Origin of the sequence: Pedobacter sp. AK013 (genome assembly GCF_014205835.1) — a bacterium.
Taxonomy (GTDB): Bacteria; Bacteroidota; Bacteroidia; order Sphingobacteriales; family Sphingobacteriaceae; genus Pedobacter.
Map to the genome: position 1 here is coordinate 1 of NZ_JACHCQ010000031.1, position 23,104 is coordinate 23,104.

Annotated in this window: 23 protein-coding genes; 12 read left to right on the top strand and 11 right to left on the bottom strand. The window is 37.5% G+C overall.

Going from position 1 to position 23,104, the window contains the following annotated elements:
- Nucleotides 1–150: 150 nt before the first annotated feature.
- Both HDC90_RS18910 and lon read right to left on the bottom strand, forming a co-directional pair.
- On the bottom strand, nt 151–1,101 hold the full coding sequence (locus tag HDC90_RS18910) for a lipid A deacylase LpxR family protein (protein ID WP_184469176.1): 951 nt from the start codon (nt 1,099–1,101) through the stop codon (nt 151–153).
- A gap of 83 nt (nt 1,102–1,184) precedes the next feature.
- Nucleotides 1,185–3,656: an endopeptidase La gene (gene lon, locus HDC90_RS18915; protein ID WP_184469177.1), complete on the bottom strand. Its 2,472-nt coding sequence runs from the start codon at nt 3,654–3,656 to the stop codon at nt 1,185–1,187.
- A gap of 317 nt (nt 3,657–3,973) precedes the next feature.
- On the opposite strand from lon, the gene HDC90_RS18920 reads away from it, so the two are divergent.
- Nucleotides 3,974–4,594, top strand: a complete 621-nt coding sequence (locus tag HDC90_RS18920) for a tetratricopeptide repeat protein (RefSeq protein WP_184469179.1) — start codon at nt 3,974–3,976, stop codon at nt 4,592–4,594.
- A gap of 54 nt (nt 4,595–4,648) precedes the next feature.
- Here the strand turns inward: HDC90_RS18920 and HDC90_RS18925 are convergent, their stop codons facing one another.
- Both HDC90_RS18925 and gpmI read right to left on the bottom strand, forming a co-directional pair.
- Nucleotides 4,649–5,179: a hypothetical protein gene (locus HDC90_RS18925; protein WP_184469181.1), complete on the bottom strand. Its 531-nt coding sequence runs from the start codon at nt 5,177–5,179 to the stop codon at nt 4,649–4,651.
- Nucleotides 5,179–6,702, bottom strand: coding sequence for a 2,3-bisphosphoglycerate-independent phosphoglycerate mutase (gene gpmI / locus HDC90_RS18930; protein WP_184469183.1), 1,524 nt, complete (start codon nt 6,700–6,702; stop codon nt 5,179–5,181). The genes HDC90_RS18925 and gpmI overlap by 1 nt, the downstream gene beginning before the upstream one ends.
- 173 nt (nt 6,703–6,875) lie before the next feature.
- On the opposite strand from gpmI, the gene HDC90_RS18935 reads away from it, so the two are divergent.
- The 4 genes from HDC90_RS18935 (at nt 6,876) to HDC90_RS18950 (ending at nt 9,876) form a co-directional block, all read left to right on the top strand.
- Nucleotides 6,876–7,274: a DUF4783 domain-containing protein gene (locus tag HDC90_RS18935; protein WP_167295385.1), complete on the top strand. Its 399-nt coding sequence runs from the start codon at nt 6,876–6,878 to the stop codon at nt 7,272–7,274.
- 159 nt (nt 7,275–7,433) lie between these two features.
- Nucleotides 7,434–8,276 carry a carboxylating nicotinate-nucleotide diphosphorylase gene (gene nadC / locus HDC90_RS18940; protein WP_184469185.1) on the top strand — a complete coding sequence of 281 codons (843 nt, stop codon included), beginning with the start codon at nt 7,434–7,436 and terminating at the stop codon, nt 8,274–8,276.
- 49 nt (nt 8,277–8,325) lie between these two features.
- Complete coding sequence (gene plsY / locus HDC90_RS18945) at nt 8,326–8,973, top strand: glycerol-3-phosphate 1-O-acyltransferase PlsY (RefSeq protein WP_029279402.1); 648 nt, start codon at nt 8,326–8,328, stop codon at nt 8,971–8,973.
- A 96-nt stretch (nt 8,974–9,069) separates the two neighbouring features.
- Complete coding sequence (locus HDC90_RS18950; RefSeq protein ID WP_184469187.1) at nt 9,070–9,876, top strand: M48 family metallopeptidase; 807 nt, start codon at nt 9,070–9,072, stop codon at nt 9,874–9,876.
- A gap of 183 nt (nt 9,877–10,059) precedes the next feature.
- Here the strand turns inward: HDC90_RS18950 and HDC90_RS18955 are convergent, their stop codons facing one another.
- Nucleotides 10,060–11,316 carry an anthranilate synthase component I family protein gene (locus HDC90_RS18955; protein WP_184469189.1) on the bottom strand — a complete coding sequence of 419 codons (1,257 nt, stop codon included), beginning with the start codon at nt 11,314–11,316 and terminating at the stop codon, nt 10,060–10,062.
- Between the two features lie 70 nt (nt 11,317–11,386).
- Here HDC90_RS18955 and HDC90_RS18960 point away from each other — a divergent pair, with 70 nt between their 5' ends.
- On the top strand, nt 11,387–11,815 hold the full coding sequence (locus tag HDC90_RS18960; RefSeq protein ID WP_184469191.1) for a hypothetical protein: 429 nt from the start codon (nt 11,387–11,389) through the stop codon (nt 11,813–11,815).
- Nucleotides 11,816–11,985: 170 nt separating this feature from the next.
- Here HDC90_RS18960 and HDC90_RS18965 read toward each other — a convergent pair whose 3' ends face one another.
- The 3 genes from HDC90_RS18965 to HDC90_RS18975 all read right to left on the bottom strand — a co-directional run bounded on the left by HDC90_RS18965 (nt 11,986) and on the right by HDC90_RS18975 (nt 16,163).
- Nucleotides 11,986–13,266 carry an adenylosuccinate synthase gene (locus tag HDC90_RS18965; protein WP_184469193.1) on the bottom strand — a complete coding sequence of 427 codons (1,281 nt, stop codon included), beginning with the start codon at nt 13,264–13,266 and terminating at the stop codon, nt 11,986–11,988.
- 38 nt (nt 13,267–13,304) lie between these two features.
- Entirely contained in the window at nt 13,305–13,802 is a 498-nt protein-coding gene (locus tag HDC90_RS18970; protein ID WP_184469195.1) for a Fur family transcriptional regulator, read from the bottom strand.
- A 153-nt stretch (nt 13,803–13,955) separates the two neighbouring features.
- Nucleotides 13,956–16,163 (bottom strand): bifunctional (p)ppGpp synthetase/guanosine-3',5'-bis(diphosphate) 3'-pyrophosphohydrolase, encoded by a 2,208-nt coding sequence (locus HDC90_RS18975; RefSeq protein WP_184469197.1) that lies wholly within the window; start codon nt 16,161–16,163, stop codon nt 13,956–13,958.
- Nucleotides 16,164–16,272: 109 nt separating this feature from the next.
- On the opposite strand from HDC90_RS18975, the gene HDC90_RS18980 reads away from it, so the two are divergent.
- Genes HDC90_RS18980 through bshB1 form a run of 3 tightly spaced genes read left to right on the top strand, consistent with a single transcriptional unit; the run spans nt 16,273 to nt 18,129 of the window.
- Nucleotides 16,273–16,887, top strand: a complete 615-nt coding sequence (locus HDC90_RS18980) for a DUF4294 domain-containing protein (protein WP_184469199.1) — start codon at nt 16,273–16,275, stop codon at nt 16,885–16,887.
- Between the two features lie 6 nt (nt 16,888–16,893).
- The gene (locus HDC90_RS18985; protein ID WP_184469201.1) at nt 16,894–17,406 is read left to right on the top strand and encodes a glutathione peroxidase; all 513 of its coding nucleotides are present in this window, start codon (nt 16,894–16,896) and stop codon (nt 17,404–17,406) included.
- Between the two features lie 6 nt (nt 17,407–17,412).
- Nucleotides 17,413–18,129, top strand: coding sequence for a bacillithiol biosynthesis deacetylase BshB1 (bshB1, locus tag HDC90_RS18990; RefSeq protein ID WP_184469203.1), 717 nt, complete (start codon nt 17,413–17,415; stop codon nt 18,127–18,129).
- Nucleotides 18,130–18,207: 78 nt separating this feature from the next.
- Here bshB1 and HDC90_RS18995 read toward each other — a convergent pair whose 3' ends face one another.
- Complete coding sequence (locus HDC90_RS18995; protein WP_184469205.1) at nt 18,208–18,582, bottom strand: YtxH domain-containing protein; 375 nt, start codon at nt 18,580–18,582, stop codon at nt 18,208–18,210.
- Nucleotides 18,583–18,718: 136 nt separating this feature from the next.
- Here HDC90_RS18995 and HDC90_RS19000 point away from each other — a divergent pair, with 136 nt between their 5' ends.
- Nucleotides 18,719–20,080: an acyl-CoA dehydrogenase family protein gene (locus HDC90_RS19000; protein ID WP_184469207.1), complete on the top strand. Its 1,362-nt coding sequence runs from the start codon at nt 18,719–18,721 to the stop codon at nt 20,078–20,080.
- 390 nt (nt 20,081–20,470) lie between these two features.
- Here the strand turns inward: HDC90_RS19000 and HDC90_RS19005 are convergent, their stop codons facing one another.
- A complete protein-coding gene (locus HDC90_RS19005) occupies nt 20,471–20,872 on the bottom strand; it encodes a hypothetical protein (protein WP_184469209.1) in 402 nt (133 codons plus the stop codon).
- A 2-nt stretch (nt 20,873–20,874) separates the two neighbouring features.
- A complete protein-coding gene (gene lat, locus HDC90_RS19010) occupies nt 20,875–22,206 on the bottom strand; it encodes an L-lysine 6-transaminase (protein WP_184469211.1) in 1,332 nt (443 codons plus the stop codon).
- Nucleotides 22,207–22,312: 106 nt separating this feature from the next.
- Here lat and HDC90_RS19015 point away from each other — a divergent pair, with 106 nt between their 5' ends.
- The gene (locus HDC90_RS19015) at nt 22,313–22,513 is read left to right on the top strand and encodes a hypothetical protein (protein WP_184469213.1); all 201 of its coding nucleotides are present in this window, start codon (nt 22,313–22,315) and stop codon (nt 22,511–22,513) included.
- Between the two features lie 88 nt (nt 22,514–22,601).
- A complete protein-coding gene (locus HDC90_RS19020) occupies nt 22,602–22,967 on the top strand; it encodes a chorismate mutase (RefSeq protein ID WP_184469215.1) in 366 nt (121 codons plus the stop codon).
- Nucleotides 22,968–23,104: the final 137 nt, after the last annotated feature.

Consider the following 23,104-nt stretch of genomic DNA (forward strand, 5'->3'; position numbering starts at 1 on the left):
TAAAACATAAACAACCTTAATTAGCCAATAAGCCTTATTTATCTTCAATAATCAATTTTAACCGGACAACAGTGAAATAAATTCAGCATGACGATCGCTTTGGAAAATGGATTGTCTAAAATAATATTAGCCATCAACAATTTAACGAACCTAACTCTTCCCAAACCTGTAGTACAAGCTTAAACCACCATAATTTTGTGCCTTTGCCACACTTTTAACTTCCTTTGTTTTAAAAATCACATTGAAATCGGCAGTAAATCTTTTTGAACTGTAATTTACCCCGAACTGTTGTTCAAAAACAATCGGCTTTACACCAAAAGTTACCGGACTGTCATCATTAAAAAGGCTTCCTTGTATGGTGGCATCGTAAGCAACAAAGTTTAATTGTGGTTTTACATAGAAGAAAAACTCTGAATTGTTTAAGCTTTTTGTTTTCGAATTTCCGATCACTGCGTTATGATAGGCGCTGTTAAACAATTGATTTAATTTACCTGCCCTAAAAAGCACTGATGCACCCAAACCCGAAAAAGTTGTTCCTAAATTGGCATAACCCTGTGCACTGATATCTACAATAGGATCTTCGGGTCTAAAAAGTAGTTTACTGTAGTTGGCGGCAAAGTTTATCGCCAGTTCATTTTTGATTTGGTAATCCCAACCTGCAGGAGTATAAAAACCCACAGTTTTATGTAGAAAACGCTGTGCAGTTTGAGCAAGTGAGTTGGGGCCTACCGTTCCCAATTCTACACTGGTTTTTAAAACACTCTCATTTTTATAGAAAATAGAGTATGCACCACCTGCATAAAGATAACCTGCAAAAGGCCTGTCCTGATCTTCTTTATTCGGTACCTGGCCCCAATAAGGCGTATACATTTTTTGTCCGGCAGAAATTTCGTAAGTCTTTTTCTCTATTTTATCCGATAGTTTTTCGGTATTAATGGCATGGCGGAAGTAAATAAATAATCCGTTAGTATAATATCTATCGTTTAATGTGGCCAAATAAGCATCGTTTTCGGTTTTAAAACCGAATTCGTTTTTAAAAGATTGAGAAAAACTGGTCGAAACAACCAAACAAAAAACTACGGTAAATAAAAATGATCTCATAAAAAAGCCCAGGCAATTTACCTAGGCTATAAAAGTATTTATTGTAATTGGATTTTTGATCGTTAATCCAAAAGAATTAGCAATTAGTTTACAATGGGAGCAATTTTGACACTTAAATCTAAAGGTTTTTTTACTTTATTTTTAGTTAAAGCCAATTCAATTACTTCGCTCATTTCGGTTACATAGTGAAATTTTAAATCCTTGATATAACTTTCTTTAATCTCTAAAATATCTTTACGGTTGCTTTTGCAAAGTATAATTTCTTTAATGTTTGCCCTTTTTGCCGCAAGAATTTTTTCCTTAATCCCACCAACAGGAAGTACTTTTCCGCGTAAGGTAATCTCGCCGGTCATCGCTAAATGCTGTTTTACCTTACGTTGTGTAAATGCCGACGTTAAGGCAGTAAGCATTGTTACCCCTGCAGAAGGTCCGTCTTTTGGTGTAGCACCTGCAGGCACGTGAACATGAACATCCCAGTTGTCAAATAAAGTGTAATCGATACCAAATTCAGCTGCATGCGCACGTAGATAAGCCAAAGCAATTACTGCCGATTCTTTCATTACATCACCCAGGTTACCGGTTAAGGTTAATTTTCCTTTCCCAGGACTTAAGCTCGATTCGATGAATAAAATATCACCTCCAACGCTTGTCCAGGCTAAGCCTGTTACCACGCCAGCTACTTCATTGCCTTCGTATAAGTCTTTATCATAAATCGGGGCACCTAAAATACGCTCAATATCTTCATTGCTTAAGTTTGCATCATAAGCCTCTTCCATTGCAATTTTTGTAGCCACACCACGCACCAGAGAGCCGATTTTTTTCTCTAAACCACGTACGCCCGATTCTCTTGTATAATCTTCGATCACTTTTTCGATCAGGGCAGGTTTAAGGGCAATATCTTTGGCCTGCAAACCATGGTTTTCTTTCTGTTTTGGCAACAGGTATTTTTTTGCAATCTCTATTTTTTCTTCAATAGTATATCCATTCACCTCAATAATTTCCATACGGTCTAACAAAGCAGGCTGTATTGTACTTAAAGAGTTTGCTGTGGCAATGAATAAGATGTTTGACAAATCGTAATCTACCTCAACATAGTGATCGTAAAAAGCATTGTTCTGCTCAGGATCTAAAACTTCCAGCAAAGCTGATGATGGATCGCCGCGATGGTCGGTTCCTACCTTATCAATCTCATCCAAAACAAAAACAGGGTTATCTGCTCCAGCTTTTTTAATAGACGAAATGATACGGCCTGGCATGGCACCTATGTAAGTTTTACGGTGACCACGGATTTCGGCTTCATCGCGGATACCCCCTAAAGCCATACGTACATATTTGCGGCCTAATGCTTTCGCAATAGATTTTCCTAAAGATGTTTTACCAACCCCCGGAGGGCCAACCAAACATAAAATTGGCGCTTTCATATTGCGCTTTAATTTTAATACGGCTAAGTATTCAATAATACGTTGTTTAACTTTTTCTAAACCAAAATGATCTTTATCTAAGATACGCTGTGCTCTTTTTAGGTCGAAATTGTCTTTAGTAAACTCGCTCCAGGGTAAATCTAAAAGGAGTTCTAAATAATTTAACTGAACGGAGTAATCTGGGGCAGCAGGGTTCATTCTACCCAACTTATCTAGTTCCTTATCAAAATGATCAGCAACGGTCTGCGTCCATTTTTTCTTTTTAGCTCTTTCCTGTAAAGCATCAAATTCTAAATCGGCAGAGTTGCCGCCCAATTCTTCCTGGATGGTTTTTAACTGCTGGTTTAAGAAATAATCGCGTTGTTGCTTATCAAGGTCGGTACGTACTTTAGACTGGATCTGGTTTCTCAGCTCCAGCATCTGCAATTCGACCATTAAAAGTTCCATTACTTTTTGCGCTCTTTCCTGCAATTTATCCATCTCAAGGATTTTTTGCTTATCGGCCATTTCGGCATTCATATTTGACGAAATGAAATTGATCAAAAATGAATTGCTCTCAATGTTTTTTAGTGCAATACTGGCTTCGCTTGGAATATTTGGTGAAAGCTGGATAATCTGCGCAGACATCTCGCGTATAGAAGCGATTAATGTTTTAAACTCTTTATCTGCTTTGTGCTTTTGTTCTTCGAATTTTTTAACAACGGCTTTGATATAAGGTTCGTTCTGTACCTCTTCAATTAAGCTGAAACGTTGTTTACCCTGGATAATTACGGTGGTATTTCCATCGGGCATCTGTAACAGCTTAATGATGTTTGCCACAGTACCAACCGTGTTAAGCTGCTCAAAAGTAGGATCTTCGATAGAGACGTCTTTTTGAGAAACAACACCAATAATCTTATTTCCTTTGTAAGCTTCTTTAATTAATTTAATGGATTTATCTCTTCCAACCGTAATAGGAATAACTACGCCTGGAAATAAAACTGTGTTTCGCAAAGGCAATATGGCCAACGTTTCGGGCGTTTCCTCATTGTTCATTTCCTCCTCGTCTTGTTGAGACATTAAGGGAAAAAATTCGGTATCCTCATTTATAATTGGCATTGCTGTGTGGAAATCAAATATATCTTGTTTACTCATTATCACATTTTCCGCTAACGACAAACTGGCAGTTTAATCGTATTCACTTTATTTAATTTTGGTATTAAGTTAATAAATTCAACTCTTGTGCCAAAGTGAAAATAATATTAATCTTATGTTAAAAAGGCAGAGTAATATAAATATTTTCGCCAATATCATATAAAGCATATTTTAGCGTTTAAGCTAATGTTTAGGGCATCTGGTTTTGAATGAAAGAAAATTAAAAACTTTTAATTTATCAGAATAGGATTATATTGCAAAAAAATTCTCCTATAAATTTGGTTAGGCGTTAGATTTGTTAAACTTATTACTCATACATGAACAATTTTAAAAAGGCGATTTTAGGATTAATTATTTTTACATCAACTGGTAGTTTCGCACAAAGCAATTACGAAAGAAGCATGCAGGCTATGATGAAAGGTGATTATAAAACTGCCGCTCTACAATTAGAAAAAGCTGATACTAAAACTCCTGATAATGCAAATGTACTTCAGATGCTGGGGTATTCTTATTTCCAAAATCGTGAATACGAGAAATGTATCGCTACTTACAGCCGATTATTAACCATTAAACCTACAGAGGTTTCTGCTTATTATTACCGTGGTATTGCAAGATTAAAAATAGCCAACGACCCTAAAGAATCGTTAAATACCATGCGCGAGAATTTTTATTTGGCATCTCTCAAAGATTTCACAAAAGCCATTGAAATTAATGGCGATGAAGATGCACAGATGTTTCAGAACCGTGGCTTAGCTTACAAAGATTATGCAATTTTCAGGTCTTTTAAAGCAAAGAAAAAAGAAGAAAAAGTAGCTTGCGTAGCTTTATTCAATAACTCTATCGCTGATTTTCAGAAAGTATTAACCTTACAGCCATTAAGAAAAGACATTATCGATTGGGTAACCTACGATAAGGCACAGATTGCAAGCCTAAAATAAAAATACAGCCTTTACATAAAAATGGGACTTGAATATTTTCGAGTCCCATTTTTTTTATTTCAGTTTTCCAATAACTGAATACTTTTTTTCTTTTAGCAATCTAATTTTCTGTTGCTTTTTGATTGTGTATAAGCTATCCGGATAGTAAGTTAAAGTATCCTGCGATTGGTATAAGATGTTTTTATTATCGATGATGATCTCTATTTTACCTGCTTTCTGACCTTTCCAGATAATAGAAACCTTCTTAACAGGGATTTTTTTATTATCGGAAGTATAGATATCTACTCCATCCTGTTTTTTTGTTTTAAAACTTCCTTTCCACGATATTTTATTAATGTCGGCATTAACAAAAATGGCTAATTCTTTTGCCCAGTCAGCGATTTTAGACGTTTTGCTTTCAGCTGCCCCATTTACACTAACGGTTTTATTTACAACAGGGTTTAGCTTTTGCAAGCGCGGAATTTCTTTTCCGAAATATCCTTTTATATCGAAATAGGTTAAACCAGTATTTGCTTCAGCTTCTTTTCGCTGGTTGCAGGAAAACAATGCCAAAGCAAATACCAGGATATAAAGTTTTTTGATCATTATACTAAAACATTTCCTGTCATTTCTGCTGGAATAGCCACGCCTAATATTTTTAGAATAGTAGGGGCAATGTCGCCTAGTTTACCATCTGCAATGCTTTTATAGTCCTTATCAATTAAAATACAAGGAACCAGGTTGGTTGTATGTGCAGTATTCACAGACCCATCACCATTGATCATAAATTCTGAGTTTCCATGATCGGCCAGGAGAATAAACGAATAGCCATGCTCCAGACCCTTTTTTACTACAGTTTCTGCACATTTATCTGCAGTTTCAACCGCTTTTACCACGGCCTCAAAAACGCCTGTATGGCCAACCATATCTGGATTGGCAAAGTTTAAGCAAATAAAATCAGCCCATCCTGTTTCCATTTCTTTGGTAATAGCATCTGTAATTCCTGCAGCACTCATTTCGGGTTGAAGATCGTAGGTTGCTACTTTCGGAGAAGGGATTAAAAGGCGTTTTTCGTTTTTAAATTCAGCTTCCCTACCGCCAGAGAAGAAGAAAGTTACGTGAGGGTATTTCTCGGTTTCAGCAATGCGGATTTGATTTTTATTGTTGTTGGCCAATACCTCGCCAATGGTTTGGGTTAAATCATCCTTGGTAAAAATTACGTTTACCTTTTCAAAGCTCTCGTCATAAGTAGTCATGGTAACATAATACAACGGCAGTTTATACATTTGCTGTTCAGGGAAATCTTTTTGCGTTAAAGCAGTAGTAATTTCACGGCCTCTATCTGTACGGAAATTAAAACAGATAACCACATCATCATTTTGTATAGTGGTAACAGGAGCCCCATTAGCCTGCGTTAATACGATTGGTTTTAAGAACTCATCTGTAATACCATCAGCGTACGATTTTTTTATTGCTGCCAAAGCATCCTGGGTTTTTTCGCCAATGCCATTTACCATTACATCATAAGCTTGTTTCACACGCTCCCAGCGGTTATCGCGGTCCATTGCATAATAACGGCCAACCATGGTAGCCAATTTAGCATTGGTATTTTGGATATGGTTTTCCAGATCGGTAATAAAACCCAGACCAGAATTTGGATCAGTATCACGGCCATCTAAGAAAGCATGGATAAAAGTATTTGGCACATTTGCTTCATTTGCGGCATCGCATAAAGCTTTTAAATGTTCGATATGGGCATGTACGCCACCGTTTGAAACGAGGCCGATGAAGTGAACTGCTTTGTTATGCTGTTTGGCATAATCAAATGCACTTACTAAAACCGGGTTGCTGTGCAATTCTCTGTCTGTAATCGATTTGTTGATTCGTCCGAGCTCTTGGTAAACTACCCGACCTGCACCTAGGTTCATGTGTCCAACTTCAGAATTTCCCATCTGTCCGGCTGGTAAACCTACTGCTTCACCAGATGCCTCAAGCTTAGAATTTGGATATTTCTGTAATAAAGAATCGAAAAAAGGAGTATTGGCGGCATATGCTGCATCAGAATTATCTTGTTTTCCGTAGCCCCAACCATCTAGAATTATAAGTGCGAGTTTTTTATCGTTTACCATTTTTAGTGTAAAATTTATTGATATACATTAAAACATTTTCGTGTATAACATGTTTTAGTGTTTTGTTTATATCGCAAATATAACTTTATTGAAGCTTATACAAATGAAGAAATCCTTTTTTTGATGTGCTAATGGCATAATTTTAGCTATAGGGTTCTGTATAAAATACAGAAATGATCCGGAGCTTATTTTTACTCATTATTAGTTTGTCGTCATTATATCACCCTACAGCGCTTCAGGCAGATATTATTGATGATTTATCGTCGTATTTTAAGGCTAGCAACTCAAAAGAAATTGCAAAAAATTTCGCCTCAACTATCGAACTTATTATTGTTGATGAAGAAGATGTATACTCTAAAGCACAGGGTGAACAGATTTTAAGAGATTTTTTTGTTAAACATCCTCCAGTAAAAACAAGTATTTTTCATAAAATTAATACCAATCCAAATTATCGTTTTGGTGTAATTATTCTAAGTACGGCCAAAGAGACTTTCAGGGTGTCTATCACCATGAAAAAATTCAATACCAGCTTTTCGATTACCGAATTAAGGATTGAACCAGCAAAGGATTAATTGGCTAGGCAGGACTCACGAAATTTTGCCACCGCTATGCTTTGCCAACTGCATAAGTCGCGGAGACTAGAAACTTCTGAAGCCAACAAATCACTTTAACCCATCAGTAAATTGTCTGCTAATAAATAATTCTTATTTTTGCGGCATAAAATCTACATTTTGGATACTCAACTTATACATCAATTCATAAAAAATGCCCTTACCGAAGACGTTGGTGATGGAGATCATACTTCACTTTCAACAATTCCACCAGGAACGCAGGGAAAAGCAAAACTGATTATCAAGGAAGACGGCATTTTGGCTGGAGTTGAATTGGCCCTTGAGATTTTTAAAGAGGTTGACGATACTTTAAAGGTTGATGTACTCTTGCAAGATGGTGTAACGGTAAAAGTAGGTGATATTGCCTTAACCGTTTCAGGAAGTACACATTCTATTTTAATTGCCGAACGATTGGTTTTAAATTGCATGCAGCGCATGAGCGGTATTGCGACTAAAACCCATCGGATTGTTGCGTTGTTAAAAACAACTAAAACCAAAATTTTAGATACCCGTAAAACCACTCCTGGACTTCGTTATTTAGAAAAATGGGCAGTAAGGATAGGAGGAGGTGTAAACCACCGCATTGGTTTATATGATATGATCTTAATTAAGGATAATCATGTAGATTACGCCGGAGGGATTTCAAACGCCATTATAGCTGCTAAAAAATATCTGACAGATCAAAATAAGTCACTTCAGATCGAAATTGAGGTACGGAACCTGGAAGAGTTATCTCAGGTTTTGGCTATTGGTGGTGTAGACCGTATTATGCTTGATAATTTCAGTTTTGAAAATTTAAAGGCAGCGGTTAAATTAATAGACGGCAAATTTATTACAGAAGCTTCTGGAGGAATTACTGAAGAGAACGTTGCTGAATATGCAGCATGTGGTGTAGATTTTATTTCAATGGGTGCACTTACACATTCTGTGAAAAGCCTGGACATGAGTTTAAAAGCATACTAAATTGATTTGCTATAAAATTAAAAGCTTATTTTTTGTATCATTGTAGGCTATGGTTACGGTTTATTCTCTCAGCGCGTTATTAATTGCTTACCTTTTCGGATCTATACCAACAGCTGTATGGCTTGGTCAGGCGTTTTATGGCGTTGATGTAAGGGAATACGGAAGTGGCAATGCCGGTGCGACCAATACTTTTAGGGTATTGGGAAAAAAAGCCGGAATTGCTGTTATGATCATCGATATTGCAAAAGGCTATACTGCAACTAATTTGGCCTATCTGATCGGCATGTCTGTAACCGGGCCGCAAAATTCAGTAGTTTTCGTAAATTATCAACTTGCACTCGGTGTAACTGCAGTAATGGGACATTTATTTCCAGTTTTTGCAGGTTTTAGGGGTGGCAAGGGGGTTGCTACACTTTTTGGAATGATTTTGGCAGTTAACTTCGAGGCATCTATGCTTTGTGTTCTGGTTTTTGTGGTAGTATTGCTGTTAACTAAATATGTTTCATTAAGCTCCATTTGCGCAGGGTTTACTTTTCCGCTAAGTGTGGTCTTCTTGTTTCAGGTCTCTATCAAATCTGAAGTGCTTTATGGCATGGTGGTTTGTATTTTAATCTTAGTTACGCATCAAAAAAACCTCGAAAGATTGCTGAAGGGCAAAGAATCTAAAGTGTATTTGTTTAGGAAGAAAACTAATTAATTAACAAAACACATTTCACCAAAACTTATTTATAGGCTTACTGTTTAATCTTCGGTTCTGCTTATCAGTATTTACTAGTCATTTAAAATCGCATTTATGAAAAAGTTATTTTTAACAGCAAGTGTTGCTGGGATTTTATTATTTAACTCATGTTCTACCGTTCCTTTAACTGGGCGTAGCCGATTTGATTTAGTGAGTAACGACCAGGTTTTGCCAATGGCATTCCAAGCTTACAGCACCTTTTTAACAGAAAATAAAAGTACGGTTTTGCCGGCCTCGAATGCACAGGCTTTGAAAGTCAAGACCGTTGGCAGTAGATTAATTACAGCTGTAAAATCGTATATGAACAGCAATAACTACGGTAACCTGATTGCAGATTACCAGTGGGAGGTTAATGTGGTACAGAACAACGAGAAAAATGCATGGTGTATGCCAGGAGGGAAGATTGTAGTTTATACGGGTATTTTGCCTGTTACCCAAGATGATGCTGGTTTAGCAACCGTAATGGGCCATGAGATTGCCCATGCTATTGCAGGTCATTCTGCAGAACGGATGTCGCAAGAAATGGTTGCCCAGGGTATTGGTGCAGCGGCGGGGGTAGCATTATCTAAAAACCCACAAACACAATCTATTTTTAATACCCTTTACGGTGTTGGTACACCAGTAGCAATGTTAAAATTCAGTCGCAACCAGGAATTAGAAGCCGACCGTTTGGGATTGATTTTTATGGCAATGGCTGGATACAATCCACAAAATGCCACTGCTTTCTGGAACAGGATGTCGGCTGCATCTGCGGGAGCTCAAAAGCCAGCTGAGTTTTTAAGTACCCACCCAAGTGATGCTGCACGTATTGCACAGATCCAAAAATATTTACCTGAAGCACAGCAGTATTATAAGAAGTAAGGTTTAAGGTGTAGGGTTTTAAGGCTGAAGGTACAAAGGTGGAGGGTTTATGCATGATGCAGAGACTTCCACCTTTTTCTTTATCGTCGCCCTGAATCTATTTCAGGGTCTTTCCAGTCACTAAGATTCTGAAATAAATTCAGAATGACGATTGCCCTGAACAATGAACCGATAGCCAATGAACTAATCGCCCAATACTTTCAAAATTGCACTGGCTTTTAATAAACACTCTTCATATTCTAAAGTCGCATTACTTTGGTAGGTAATGGCGCCACCAACCTGAAAAGATAGATAGTTAGATTCAGCATTGTATAAAATACTTCGGATCACCACATTAAAGTCGAAATCTCCATCTGGACTTATACAGCCAAAAGAACCCGAATAAATGCCTCTTTTGGTTACTTCGTATTCTTCGATCAATTTCATGGCTTTAACCTTTGGGGCACCCGTCATAGAACCCATTGGAAATGCGTTTTTAATGGCATCGATAAAATGAATATCTGGATTTAGTTCGCAGCTAACGGTCGAAATCATTTGATGGACCTGCGGGAAGCTGTAGATACCAAATAACTCGTCGACTTTAACAGAACCCTTAACTGCCGATTTAGTGAGGTCGTGACGCACCAGATCAACTATCATTACATTTTCGGCCTGCTCTTTAATATCATTCCTGAGTTGCTGCTTTATGGCCTCATCTTCTATCAGATCAGAACTTCTTTTGGCTGTGCCTTTAATGGGCTGCGAGATAAGTTTAGACCCACGTTTGCACAAAAACCTTTCTGGTGTTGCAGATAAAATATATTTACCATGAACTTTAAAATAACCTGCAAATGGGGTAGGAGAAACTTGATTTAGCGCCTCGAAAGTTTGGATAGGATCTATCTCTGTATTTTCGGCAAAAAACTCCTGGCAAAAATTAATTTCGTAAATATCACCCCTAATAATATGATCTTGTAAAGCCTTTACTTTACGAGTGTATTGATCTTTCGATAACCTTTGCGTAATCTTAATTGAATTCAGCTTAGTTTCTGCTGACGATTGAAAAGATTCAATATCATCTAAAATGGAATGATGGCCAATTAAAACTTCTACCTTGCCATTTTTAAAAGCTATTAAATATTTTGGAACAAAAAAGTAAAGATCGGGGAAATCTAAACTATCCAAATGACTTGAACTGAGATCTTCGGTTTCGTTTTTTAGATCATAGCTGAAAAAACCAAAAATCCATTGTTTATGTGTAGCATAAAAACTTTTTAATTGATCAAATGCATTGCCTGACAAACACTTTAATTCATCCACTGCAGCCGCCGCGATCATAAAGTTGTAGGCAGAATAATCGTCTTTGTAATGATTTGAATCTAAAAAGCAACAAATCTCGAACTGGTCGGCCCAGTGCAATGCTTTTTGTTTAAAATCGGATATGTTTTGTAGGGTTTTCAAGCTGCGGCAAAGGTAGAAATTGAGATGAGAATTGTAAAAAATTAATTTTACCTTGGGTAATTATTAAATCATGAAAGTAAAGTATCTATTCCTCCTCCTTGTTGCTGCACTAATATTCAGTTGCTCGATGCTCGAACAAAAAAAAGTTTATTTGAACAAGCTCCAGGTTGCAAAAGTGAAAATGGACACGACTAATGCCAAAGATTCTTGTGCAATAGTAGATATTTTATGGTTCTTTCCAAGTATGAAACGTTGCGGCATCGACAGAGAACAGGTAAACCTATATGTATGTAAGCAAGAATCGACAGGAGATACATTATACGTTTTCGCTGAATGCGGCCCTGACAAAGCCCTTCCATTTTTTAAGGGCGTTTATATTATGAAAGGCGACATCAAACGCAAAGATTTAAAAGAAGTGATTGTTTCTGTGCCTGAGAATTTTATTATCCCCAAAAAGGCTAAATATGTTTTCTCTGATTTATTTTGGTTAGAGGATTGAGGATGTTGATACGCAAGTTGCTAAGTTAATTTGCTATCTCAATTGGTAAAGAATTACCGGCTTTCTCACGCTTCTGCCATTAAAGTTGATAACTCTGGAACGAAAAAAGCAACCCGATTACGGATTGCTTTTATATGATCAGTCGTCATTTAGCATGACGAATTATGTTTTTAACGTAACTCCAAAGTTTGTGCTCTGTCTGGTCCTACTGAAAGGAATTTAATAGGCACTTCTAATTCTTTTTCTAAGAACGCAATGTATTCAGTCAATTTAGCAGGGATTTCGTCAACCGAAGTAATTTTAGTCACATCGGTAGCCCAACCATCAATTGCTTTTAATACTGGTTTTGGTTCGATAGAAATGATATCGTATGGCATATAATCAATCGTTTCGCCATTATATTCGTAGTGGGTACAAGCATAAATGGTATCGAAAGTGTCTAGAACATCAGCTTTCATCATAATTAATTCGGTTACACCGTTTAACATGATGGCATATTTTAAAGCTGGAAGATCAATCCAGCCACAACGGCGGGCACGGCCTGTAGTTGCGCCAAACTCATGACCTAAAGCACGTAAGTTCTCACCAACTTCGTTATCTAATTCAGTTGGGAAAGGACCACCGCCAACACGGGTACAGTAAGCTTTGAAAATGCCATAAACTGCACCAACTTTATTGGGAGCAATACCTAAACCAGTACAAGCACCAGCAGTAGTAGTATTGCTTGAAGTTACAAAAGGATATGAACCAAAATCTACGTCTAATAATGTGCCTTGAGCACCTTCTGCTAAAACCGCTTTTCCTTCTTTTAAGAAACCGTTTACATAATGTTCGCTATCTACGTGAGGAATGGTTTTTAAAAATTCGATTGCCTCGAAGAAAGATGCTTCTTTTTCAACCAATTCATATTCGAAACCTTCGTAGTGAGAAAGGATTTCTGTATGTTTTTCTACCAATTTAGCATAACGCTCCTTGAAATCGGGTAGCGTAGTATCACCAACGCGTAAACCGTTACGGCCGGTTTTATCCATATAAGTTGGGCCAATACCTTTTAAGGTTGATCCAATTTTATTTTTACCCATGCGTGCCTCGTTAGCAGCATCCAATAACTGGTGGGTTGGTAAAATTAAGTGTGCTTTACGGGCAATTACCAGTTTGCCTTCGGCAACCGGATCATGACCAGCTTTTTTTAAATTATCTAACTCTCTTTTTAGGATAATAGGGTCGATTACTACACCATTACCGATAAGATTCATGGTTTTTTCGTTAAAAATTCCTGAAGGGATTGTATTTAAAACGAATTTTTTGCCATCGAACTCTAAAGTATGTCCGGCATTTGGGCCACCCTGAAAACGGGCAATAAGATCATATTTTGGACTTAGTACATCAACGATTTTTCCCTTTCCTTCGTCGCCCCATTGCAGGCCGAGAAGTACATCTACTTGCGTCATTATTTAATAAATTAAGCTGGTTTTATTTGTATTTTGATTTAATTTTGTTCAATTTTTTCGGTAGTTGTTGCACTTTCGCTTACTTTTCTGGCCATGCTGCAATCAGAGCAGAAGCCGTAAAGATTTAACGAATGGTGTTTAACATCAAATTTTAAAAGATCACCAACCATGGTCTGTATCTGGTGGATTCGGGGATCGCAGAATTCTACTACTTTACCACATTCTATACAGATTACGTGATCGTGCTGGCGGTAACCATACGATTTTTCGAATTGCGCCATGTTTTTACCAAACTGGTGCTTGGTAACTAAATCGCAAGAAACCAATAACTCCAATGTGTTATAAACCGTAGCACGACTTACGCGGTACTTTTGGTTTTTCATATGGATATAAAGGGTTTCTACATCAAAGTGGTCGTTTCTTGAATATATTTCTTCCAATATAGCGAAACGCTCTGGTGTTTTACGTAGATTTTTGTTTTCTAAATAAGCTTCAAAAATCTTGCGAACGAGCTCATTTGTTTTTTGTTCAGACATAGTTTTTAAACTCCATTCAAAGGTAGTCAATTAGTTTGATTGTTCGAGGGTTAGATTGTTGAAATGTTGTAAGATTAGTCTTAAGTCGAAAGCCCTGAGTCCAAAGTCTACAGCTATACAACTCAGGACTTCGGACTCCAGACCCTGGCCTAATTATGCATCAAACCTGGTTACTCCGGTAACCCCTCTAACCTTTAATAAATTTTTAATCAGGTTTTCCAGGTGTTCGGTATCGTTTACAAAAATCATAATCGAACCATCAAAAATCCCCTCATTGGTATCAACAGTAATCGATCTCATATTTACTTTGAAGTCGGTAGAAATTACCCTGGTAATGTTGTTAATTAGGCCTACATCATCAATACCTACGATGCGTAAACCAGTTAAGAAAGTTAATTCCTGTTGTTTGTTCCATTTGGCTTTTACCACGCGATAACCATAATTAGCCATTAACTGTGCTGCATTTGGACAATTGGTGCGGTGTATCTTTATACCTTCGCTCACGGTGATGAATCCAAAAACATCATCTCCCGGTATTGGGTTACAGCAAGCTGCCAACGTATAATCAATTCGCTGCATATCTTCACCAATGAGTAAGATATCAGATTCTCCACCTTTAATTTTACTCTTGATTCCATCAACAGAAAGATTTTCGGGACGCTCAGGGCCACGGTTTTCAACTTCTTTCTCGCTCGATAGATATTCTTTAATATCTTTCAGCTCTATTTTCCCAAGGGCAACATTCACAAAAAGTTCTTGTGTAGAAGGCAGCTTAAAGAAATAGCTGAGTTTTTGTAAATTATCGGTATTATAAGTGATTTTTAACGATTTCAGTTTCCTTTCTAAGATTTCTTTACCATTTTCGGCAATTTTCCGCTTTTCTTCCTTTAAAGAAGATTTGATTTTAGCTTTTGCTTTAGCCGTTACAACCACGTTTAGCCAATCTTCTTTAGGGGTTTGTTTGCTCGAGGTAATAATCTCTACCTGATCGCCATTTTGAAGTTTGTATGAGATGGGAACCAGCTTATGGTTAACCTTTGCGCCAATACAGGTAGCCCCTACATCGGTATGGATCTCGAAGGCAAAATCCAATGCTGTAGCACCTAGGGGCAGCTGGATCAAGGCGCCTTTTGGCGTGAAAATAAAAATCTCATCGGAGAAAAGGTTCATTTTGAAATCATCAAGAAAATCCAAAGCATTGGCTTCAGGATTGCTCAACATTTCGCGAACTTTCTGTATCCATTGATCCAGACCGTTATCATTGCTCGATTCTTTGTATTTCCAGTGTGCAGCGAAACCTTTCTCTGCAATTTCGTTCATGCGCTGTGTACGGATCTGCACCTCCACCCATTGTCCGCGTGGCCCCATTACCGTGGTGTGTAAACTTTCGTAACCATTTCCTTTTGGTGATGAAACCCAGTCGCGTAATCGATCTGGATTTGGACGGTATAGATCGGTTACAATCGAATACGCTTTCCAGCAATCGGCTTTTTCATTTTCAGGTGCCGAATCCAAAATAATCCGGATGGCAAAAAGATCGTAAACCTCTTCGAAAGGAATATTTTTCTTTTTCATCTTGTTCCAGATAGAGTGGATTGATTTTGGCCTGCCATAAACATCGGCCACTAGACCTTGCTCATGAACAATCTCATCAATAGGCTCAACGAATTTTTTGATAAACAGTGCTCGTTCTGCTTTTTTCTCGTTTAATTTCTTTGCGATGAATTTGTAGGTATCAGGATCGAGATATTTCATCGAAAGATCTTCCAACTCTGATTTTATGGCATATAAACCCAATCTATGGGCTAATGGAGCATATAAATAAATGGTTTCTGAAGCGATTTTAAGCTGTTTGTGGCGAGGCATAAAATCCATTGTGCGCATATTGTGCAAACGATCGGCAAGTTTGATCAGGATTACCCTTACATCATCGGCCAGAGTGAGCAGCATTTTTCGGAAATTCTCGGCCTGTAATGAGCTATTGGTATCGAAAACACCAGATATTTTGGTTAAACCATCTATAATTTTAGCGGTTTTTTTACCGAATTCGCGCTCAATATCCTCTAGAGTGATATCGGTGTCTTCTACCACATCATGTAGTAAGGCACATACAATAGAGGTTGTTCCAAGGCCAATTTCTTCAGCGGCAATCTGTGCTACAGCGATAGGGTGGTAGATGTAAGGTTCGCCAGATTTTCGGCGCATATCTTTATGGCTTTCCAATGCCATATCAAAAGCTTTCCTGATTTCTTTTTTATCGCCTTTCTGTAAAGTAGATTTGCTTGCCCGTAGTAATGCCCTATATCTTTTTAGAATCTCTTGCTTTTCCGCCTCTAAATCAATCACTAACTCTGTTTTCATTTGTATTTTTTGCGTAAAAATTGCGTCTTATTTATGAATAAAACTTATATTAGTTTTGTGAAACAACTAATATATGAAATAACACCTAACTTTGTAAAAGTATAAATTTATGAAAATTAAAGGGCTCTTTTTTCTTTGTATTGTAATGATTTGTAGCATTTCGCTACGGGCCCAGGATCCTGCCGCGCCAATATTCCCTAAATTGGGTAAAAGTGATACAATAAGAGTAGCCTCAACAAATGATAATGGTATAATGATTCCGTGGATGCAGCTTAATGATGTATCTATTTATGCCGCAAGGATATGGAAATCGCCGGCGGAACAGGCTGCGTACAACCGATTACGGTATAATGTATTAAAAGTAATGCCATATGCACTGTTTGCAAAACGTAGATACGAACAATTGGAACAGGATATTGCCCGTACACCAGAAAAAAAAGAACAGAAACAACTGGTTAAACAATGTGATAAAGAAATTAAAGACATGTTTAACCGCGAAATAAAGGATTTAACGATTACTCAAGGTCAGATTTTAACGAAACTGATCGACCGCGAGGTGGGCAGAACAACATACGATATTATAAAGCAGACCAAGGGTGGTTTTGCTGCATTTTCTTATCAGATTGTGGCCCGTGTGGTTGGACATAATTTAAAAAGTACTTACGATCCGAACGAGGATAGGGATATAGAATCTATTATCCGTACTTCAGGATTTTATCAATAAAATATAATGCAGGAACGCATTCCGAATATTTATTCGTTTAAGGTTAAGAAAATTAATGGCGAAGAACAGCCGTTATCAGCCTACAGGAACAAAGTTGTTTTAATTGTAAATACAGCATCAGAGTGTGGTTTTACACCGCAATTAAAAGAGCTACAACAACTTAAAGACGAGATTAATAGCCCTGATTTTGAGATTCTGGGCTTTCCCACTAATGATTTTGGAAAACAAGAACCACTAAACGGTTCTGATATCGCATCTTTTTGTGAAATTAACCATGGTGTAAAATTTCCGGTTTTTGATAAGATTATGGTCCGTGGCGAACATGCTCATCCGCTTTATCAATTTCTGAGCGATAAAAAACAAAACTCAAAATTAAGTTCGAAACCTCGGTGGAATTTTCATAAATACATTGTGAACAGAAATGGCGAAGTGGTAGATTTTTTTATGCCTTTTACCAAACCACTGAGTTCGAAAATCAAAAAGAAAATTCAGCAATTGCTGAACCAAAATGCCCAATAATACATCATGAAATTAGATATTTTAGTTATAGCCGTACATCCTGATGATGCCGAGCTTTGCTGTTCAGGTACCATTTTAAAACATATTGCCATCGGTAAAAAAGTCGGGATTGTAGATTTAACCCGTGGCGAACTGGGTACACGGGGTACAGCAGAAACGAGAGATGAAGAAGCGGCGGCCTCTGCTAAAATTTTAGGTTTACATGCCCGTGAAAATTTAAGGCTAAGGGATGGCTTTTTTCAGAATGATGAATTTCACCGTTTAGAAGTAATTAAAGCCATTAGGAAATACCAACCAGAAATTATTCTAAGCAATGCGCTGGAAGATCGTCACCCCGATCACGGTAGGGCAGGCGACCTCGTTTACGATTCGGTATTTTTATCGGGTTTACCAAAAATAGAAACATCAATTGATGGAGTTAAGCAAGAGGCGCATCGCCCAAGATTGTTATTGCAATTCATTCAGGATAGGTATTTAAAGCCTGATATCATCGTAGATATATCTGATCATATGGATAAGAAGATTGAGTCCATCAAGGCTTTTAAAACACAGTTTTATAATCCTGATGTAGATGGTTTGCAGACTTATATTTCTTCTCCCGAGTTTTTCGAAAGTGTAATCGGCCGTGCAAGAGAATTTGGAAAGAGCATTGGCGCAACTTTTGGCGAAGGTTTTACTTCTAGAAAATTGTTGGGCGTTGATAATTTATTTGATTTGCGATAAATGTTTATTGGAACTTATCAGAAGTGCATGCCTGGTATATTTTTAAGGCATGCACTTCTTTTTCTTAGATACGGCAAATTATTTATTCGCCTCTAGATTTCCCTTGATCTCTCCAGCCTTAAATGCTGCTTGTGTTTTCAGATCGTCGACTTTATCAGCAGCTTTGTCAGCCAAATCACTTGCCTTATCTTTCAGATTTTCGCCTGCAGCTTCAACATTTCCCTTAGCTTCGCCTGCAGCAAATGCACCTTTTGTTTTTAGCTCATCAAACTTGTCATCTGCTTTGTCTTTTAACTCTTCGGCTTTGTCTTTTACATTTTCCCATGTATCTTCCGCCTTGTCTTTAACGTCTTCCCAAGCATCTTCTGCTTTGTCTTTTAATTCGTTAAATTTATTTTTTGCTTTATCAAAGAAACTTTGTTCTTGGTCCTGATTTTGATTTTCTATGCTCATAGTTAATTGAATTTTTCAGATTAACAACTTAAATCAGATATAGTTTTAAATTTTTGTTGATGCCCAGCTAATGTCAAAAAAAATAGCACAAAATAACAAAAGCCCCCTTTATTTGTTATGCTGAAAATGAATAATAATGGCGAATATATTCTCATCTCTCAAAAACGCTTACAATCTTTTTAAACATGTCGATTTCGATAAGTTAGAAGCTTTATCGAAAAAAGTTGATTTACCCAAAATGGTCGAAACGATATCCAGCCTGGACGATAAACAGATTCAGGGGATGATGAAAATGATGGGTGGATCGGGAAAAAAGAAAGAATTGCCACCCATTGAAGGCGATTTTTATCATTTAGGCGATGAAGCGCTTAAAGATGAAGACCGTGAACTTCAGTTAAAAGTACGTGCTTTTTTGGAGAAAGAGGTAAAACCCATTGTAAACCATTACTGGAATAAAGCAGAATTCCCTTTCGAAATTATCCCAAAACTTGCTGAACTGAATATCTGTGGTTTAACTTATAAAGGTTATGGCTGTCCGGGAAAATCGAATCTGATGGAAGGCATTTTAGCGATGGAAATGGCTAGGATTGATACTTCGATTTCTACTTTTTTTGGCGTACAGAGTGGTCTGGCGATGGGATCGATCTATTTATGTGGATCGGAAGAACAAAAACAACAATGGTTACCGCTAATGCAGCAATTTAAAATTATTGGTGCATTTGGGCTAACTGAACCTGAAGTGGGCTCGGCTGCTGCAGGGGGACTAACTACAACATGTAAAAAAATAAATGGTAAATGGGTGTTAAACGGCCAGAAAAAATGGATCGGTAACGCCACTTTTGCCGATATCTTAATTATTTGGGCACGCGATGTGGAAAGTGCAGAAGTGAAAGGATTTATTGTAAAAAAAGATAATCCAGGTTTTGCAGTAGAGAAAATGCAGGATAAAATGGCCTTACGGATTGTGCAGAATGGAATTATTACCTTAACTAACTGTGAGGTTGAGGAAGCAGATCGTCTGCAAAATGCAAACTCATTTAAAGACACCGCTAAAGTACTGCAAATGACAAGGGCAGGGGTTGCGTGGCAGGCTGTAGGTTGTGCCCGTGGTGCTTATGAAAATGCTTTGGAATATACACGGAATCGAAAACAGTTTGGCAAACCCATTGCATCTTTTCAATTGATTCAAAATCACTTGGTAGAGATGTTATCGAATTTAACAGCCATGCAAACCCTCTGTTTTCGCTTGTCGCAATTGCAGGATCAGGGACTGCTGAAAGATGAACATGCCTCTTTGGCAAAGGTATTCTGTTCGTTAAGAACGCGTGATGTAGTAAGCAAAGCAAGAGAAGTGATGGGCGGGAACGGTATTTTACTAGAATATAATGTGGCCCGTTTTGTAGCCGATGCTGAGGCGATTTATTCGTACGAAGGCACAAAAGAAATTAATACACTGATTGTTGGGCGAGCTATTACAGGATTTTCGGCCTTTGTTTAGGGGAATTTGATTTTATGTAATGCTTGTTAATCTGAGCATAGTTGAAGACTCCTGTTGGGGAATAAAGAATTTTTAGGGTTTGGAAACGAATGTCAGTATTTTATAGGGGCTGCAGTCCAGCCATTCTCTTTAATCTTTTTTATTTCTGTCATGCTGAGGCACGAAGCATCTTTTTCATCGGTTAGAGATGCTTCGTGCCTCAGCATGACAGTACATCCTAGGATAGTGGAAGCACCCCCGATTGTAAGGCATGCCTCCCGATTTTACATTGGAATTAAATTGAAAAGAGAGAAAGTGGAGCTGAAAATTCCAAACGCATATAGCCCTTCATCCCCAAATCAATAAGGATTAAATTTTTAGACAATTAACTTCTCAAATTTTGCCCTCTTTTTAATATGGATGTTTATTAAATACAACCTGACTCATTGCACTTTTCTCATACAGCGCAATACAGGCTTTGTTAAAAGCTGGATCAAAGTTTACTTCTCCTGGCCGTAATGTTTTTGGAATATTTCCGTTTTGCATAAAGAAATAAACTTTTGTATTACCGTATTTGGTATGAGGCATCAGATTGCCATAATCTTCCATTTCTTTCCATAGCGAATCTTTAACTGAAACGATATAGATCCGTTGTACCGGACCAGTATTATTTGCATTTCTATACTTGGCAATTTCTTTAAAACCAGCTTTCATATCCTCAATTCCAGGCTGATCAAAAACATCTTTAAACATGAAAAATATTAATGCTAAAACCCCTGCAACCAGGAAATAAACCAACAATTTTCTATTCATGCCTACAATAAAGGCAATATTTTTTCCATAACCGTCAAGCCTTCGTCAATATGTTTTTGCTCAATGCAAAGCGCCGGGCGAAAACGTATGGTTTTCTCCCCGCAACCCAAAAACATCACATTGTTTTCTAATCCTTTGCCAATAAATGCGTTGCGCATTTCTTTTGTAGGAAAATCAAAAGAACACAATAAGCCTCTTCCGCGCACATTTGTCATTTGATCAAACCTATGCGATAGATTTTCTAGTTGATCTCTTAAGTAAGCACCCACTTTTTCAGCATTCCCACAAAGCTGATCTTCTTCTACAATTTGTAAAATCTGTGTAGACCGAACCATGTCAACCAAATTGCCTCCCCAAGTTGAGTTAATCCGGCTTGGTACTTTAAATACATTGGTTTCAATTTCGTCTACTTTATTGCCAACAAGGATACCACAAACCTGCATTTTTTTACCAAAGGCGATAATGTCTGGTCGGGCCCTTTCACTAAAATGCTGGTGGCACCAAAATTTGCCGGTTAAACCCACGCCTGTTTGTACTTCATCATAAATCAAAAAGGCATCGTTTTCATCTGCTAAAGCCTTGAGTTGAATCAAAAACTCTTCGCGCAGGTGGTTATCTCCACCTTCTGATTGGATCGGCTCCACAATTATCGCACAGATATCGTCTTTATTATCAGCAAAGGCTTTTTTGATCTGGGCTAAAGTTATATCCTCGGTTTGAATGGCATGACTTAAATTATTTCCTGAAAGTGGAAATTTAACTTCTGGAACAGCCACCCTTGGCCAATCGAACTTGGCAAACCACTTTGTTTTGTCGGGCAGCGTATTGGTTAAACTTAAAGTATAACCTGTTCTGCCATGAAAAGCCCTTTCGAAGTGTAAAACCTTAAAGCCTTTTTCTTCAGTATATCCTTTTGCAAAGTTTTTCTGCACTTTCCAGTCCATGGCAACCTTAATCGCGTTTTCTACTGCTAAGGCCCCACCAGCAATAAAAAAGGCATGTGGCAGGTAATCAGGAATACCAACTTTAGAAAATGTTTCAACAAACTGTGCATACTGTTGGGTGTAAACATCAGAGTTCGATGGATTAGCTAATGCAGCGAGGAGAAGATTTTTTTTAAACGCTTCATCGTTGATCATTTTAGGGTGGTTATAACCTAAAGGCACGGAAGCAAAACAAGTGAAAAAATCGAGTAAAGTTCTGTTGTGTTTAGCATCATAAATGTAAGCGCCATGACTTTTTTCCATATCATAAGTCAGGTCGAAACCATCGGCCAAAATGTGTTTACTTAACGATTCGTTAACGCGATCTGCAGGTACTGTTAGTTGATACATAAACTTGGATTTGGTATATTCCAAATTTAGTTAAATGCGCCTAAAATCAAAATTTAAGCACTTTTTGTACCCATGCATCAAAAAATAGGTTTAAACTGTTTAAAGTATGATTATAGACAAAATCGGGTTTTGGACTTCACAGATGTGGAAAACTTTTTTACCTGTGCTCTTTATTAAAGTGCCTTATTTTGATAAAATGAGTGTGCCAAATGCTTTAATTTTCCATTCAATACCAGGAACAGTTTCTGTTGCATATTTGGCAGATGTATTTTCAGCAAAAGTGATTATCCATTTTTTGCGACGATAAAAAAACTCACAGCTTGTACTATGCCAATTTCATTACTGGCAATAATGCTCAAACATGTCCGTTTTTATAAATTGAACCTCTTTTAGATATGAAAAAAAATACTATTTTAATGCTGATTATGATCGTTGCTGCATGTGGCTCAGCTAGAGCACAAGCAGTAGCTGCTAAACCTCTTACGGTCTTAGAAGTCAACAGAAAGAGGATTGACTCCTTGGATAGTAAAATTATTGAAACGATAGCACTTAGGGAAAAACTCGCTAAGGAGATCGGAGAATATAAGGCTAAGAATAAAATACCTGCGCTACAAACGGCTCGCTTTCAGGAGGTCCTGAATAATGCTGTTAAGGATGGGGTGCAGCAGGGTTTATCTGAGGAATTTATTACCGAGCTCATGAATGCGATCCACCGTGAAAGTCTTAGGATCGAAAGCAAAGCCGCACATAATTCAAATTAATTTTTCAAACCAAAAATTAAGTAAAAAAAGCCACACCTAAACATATTTTAAATGTGGCTTTTTGTTATTTCGAACAAAACTGTCTAAAATATGGATGTAGACAAAACCAGCTTTTGGACTTTACAGATTGGAAAACT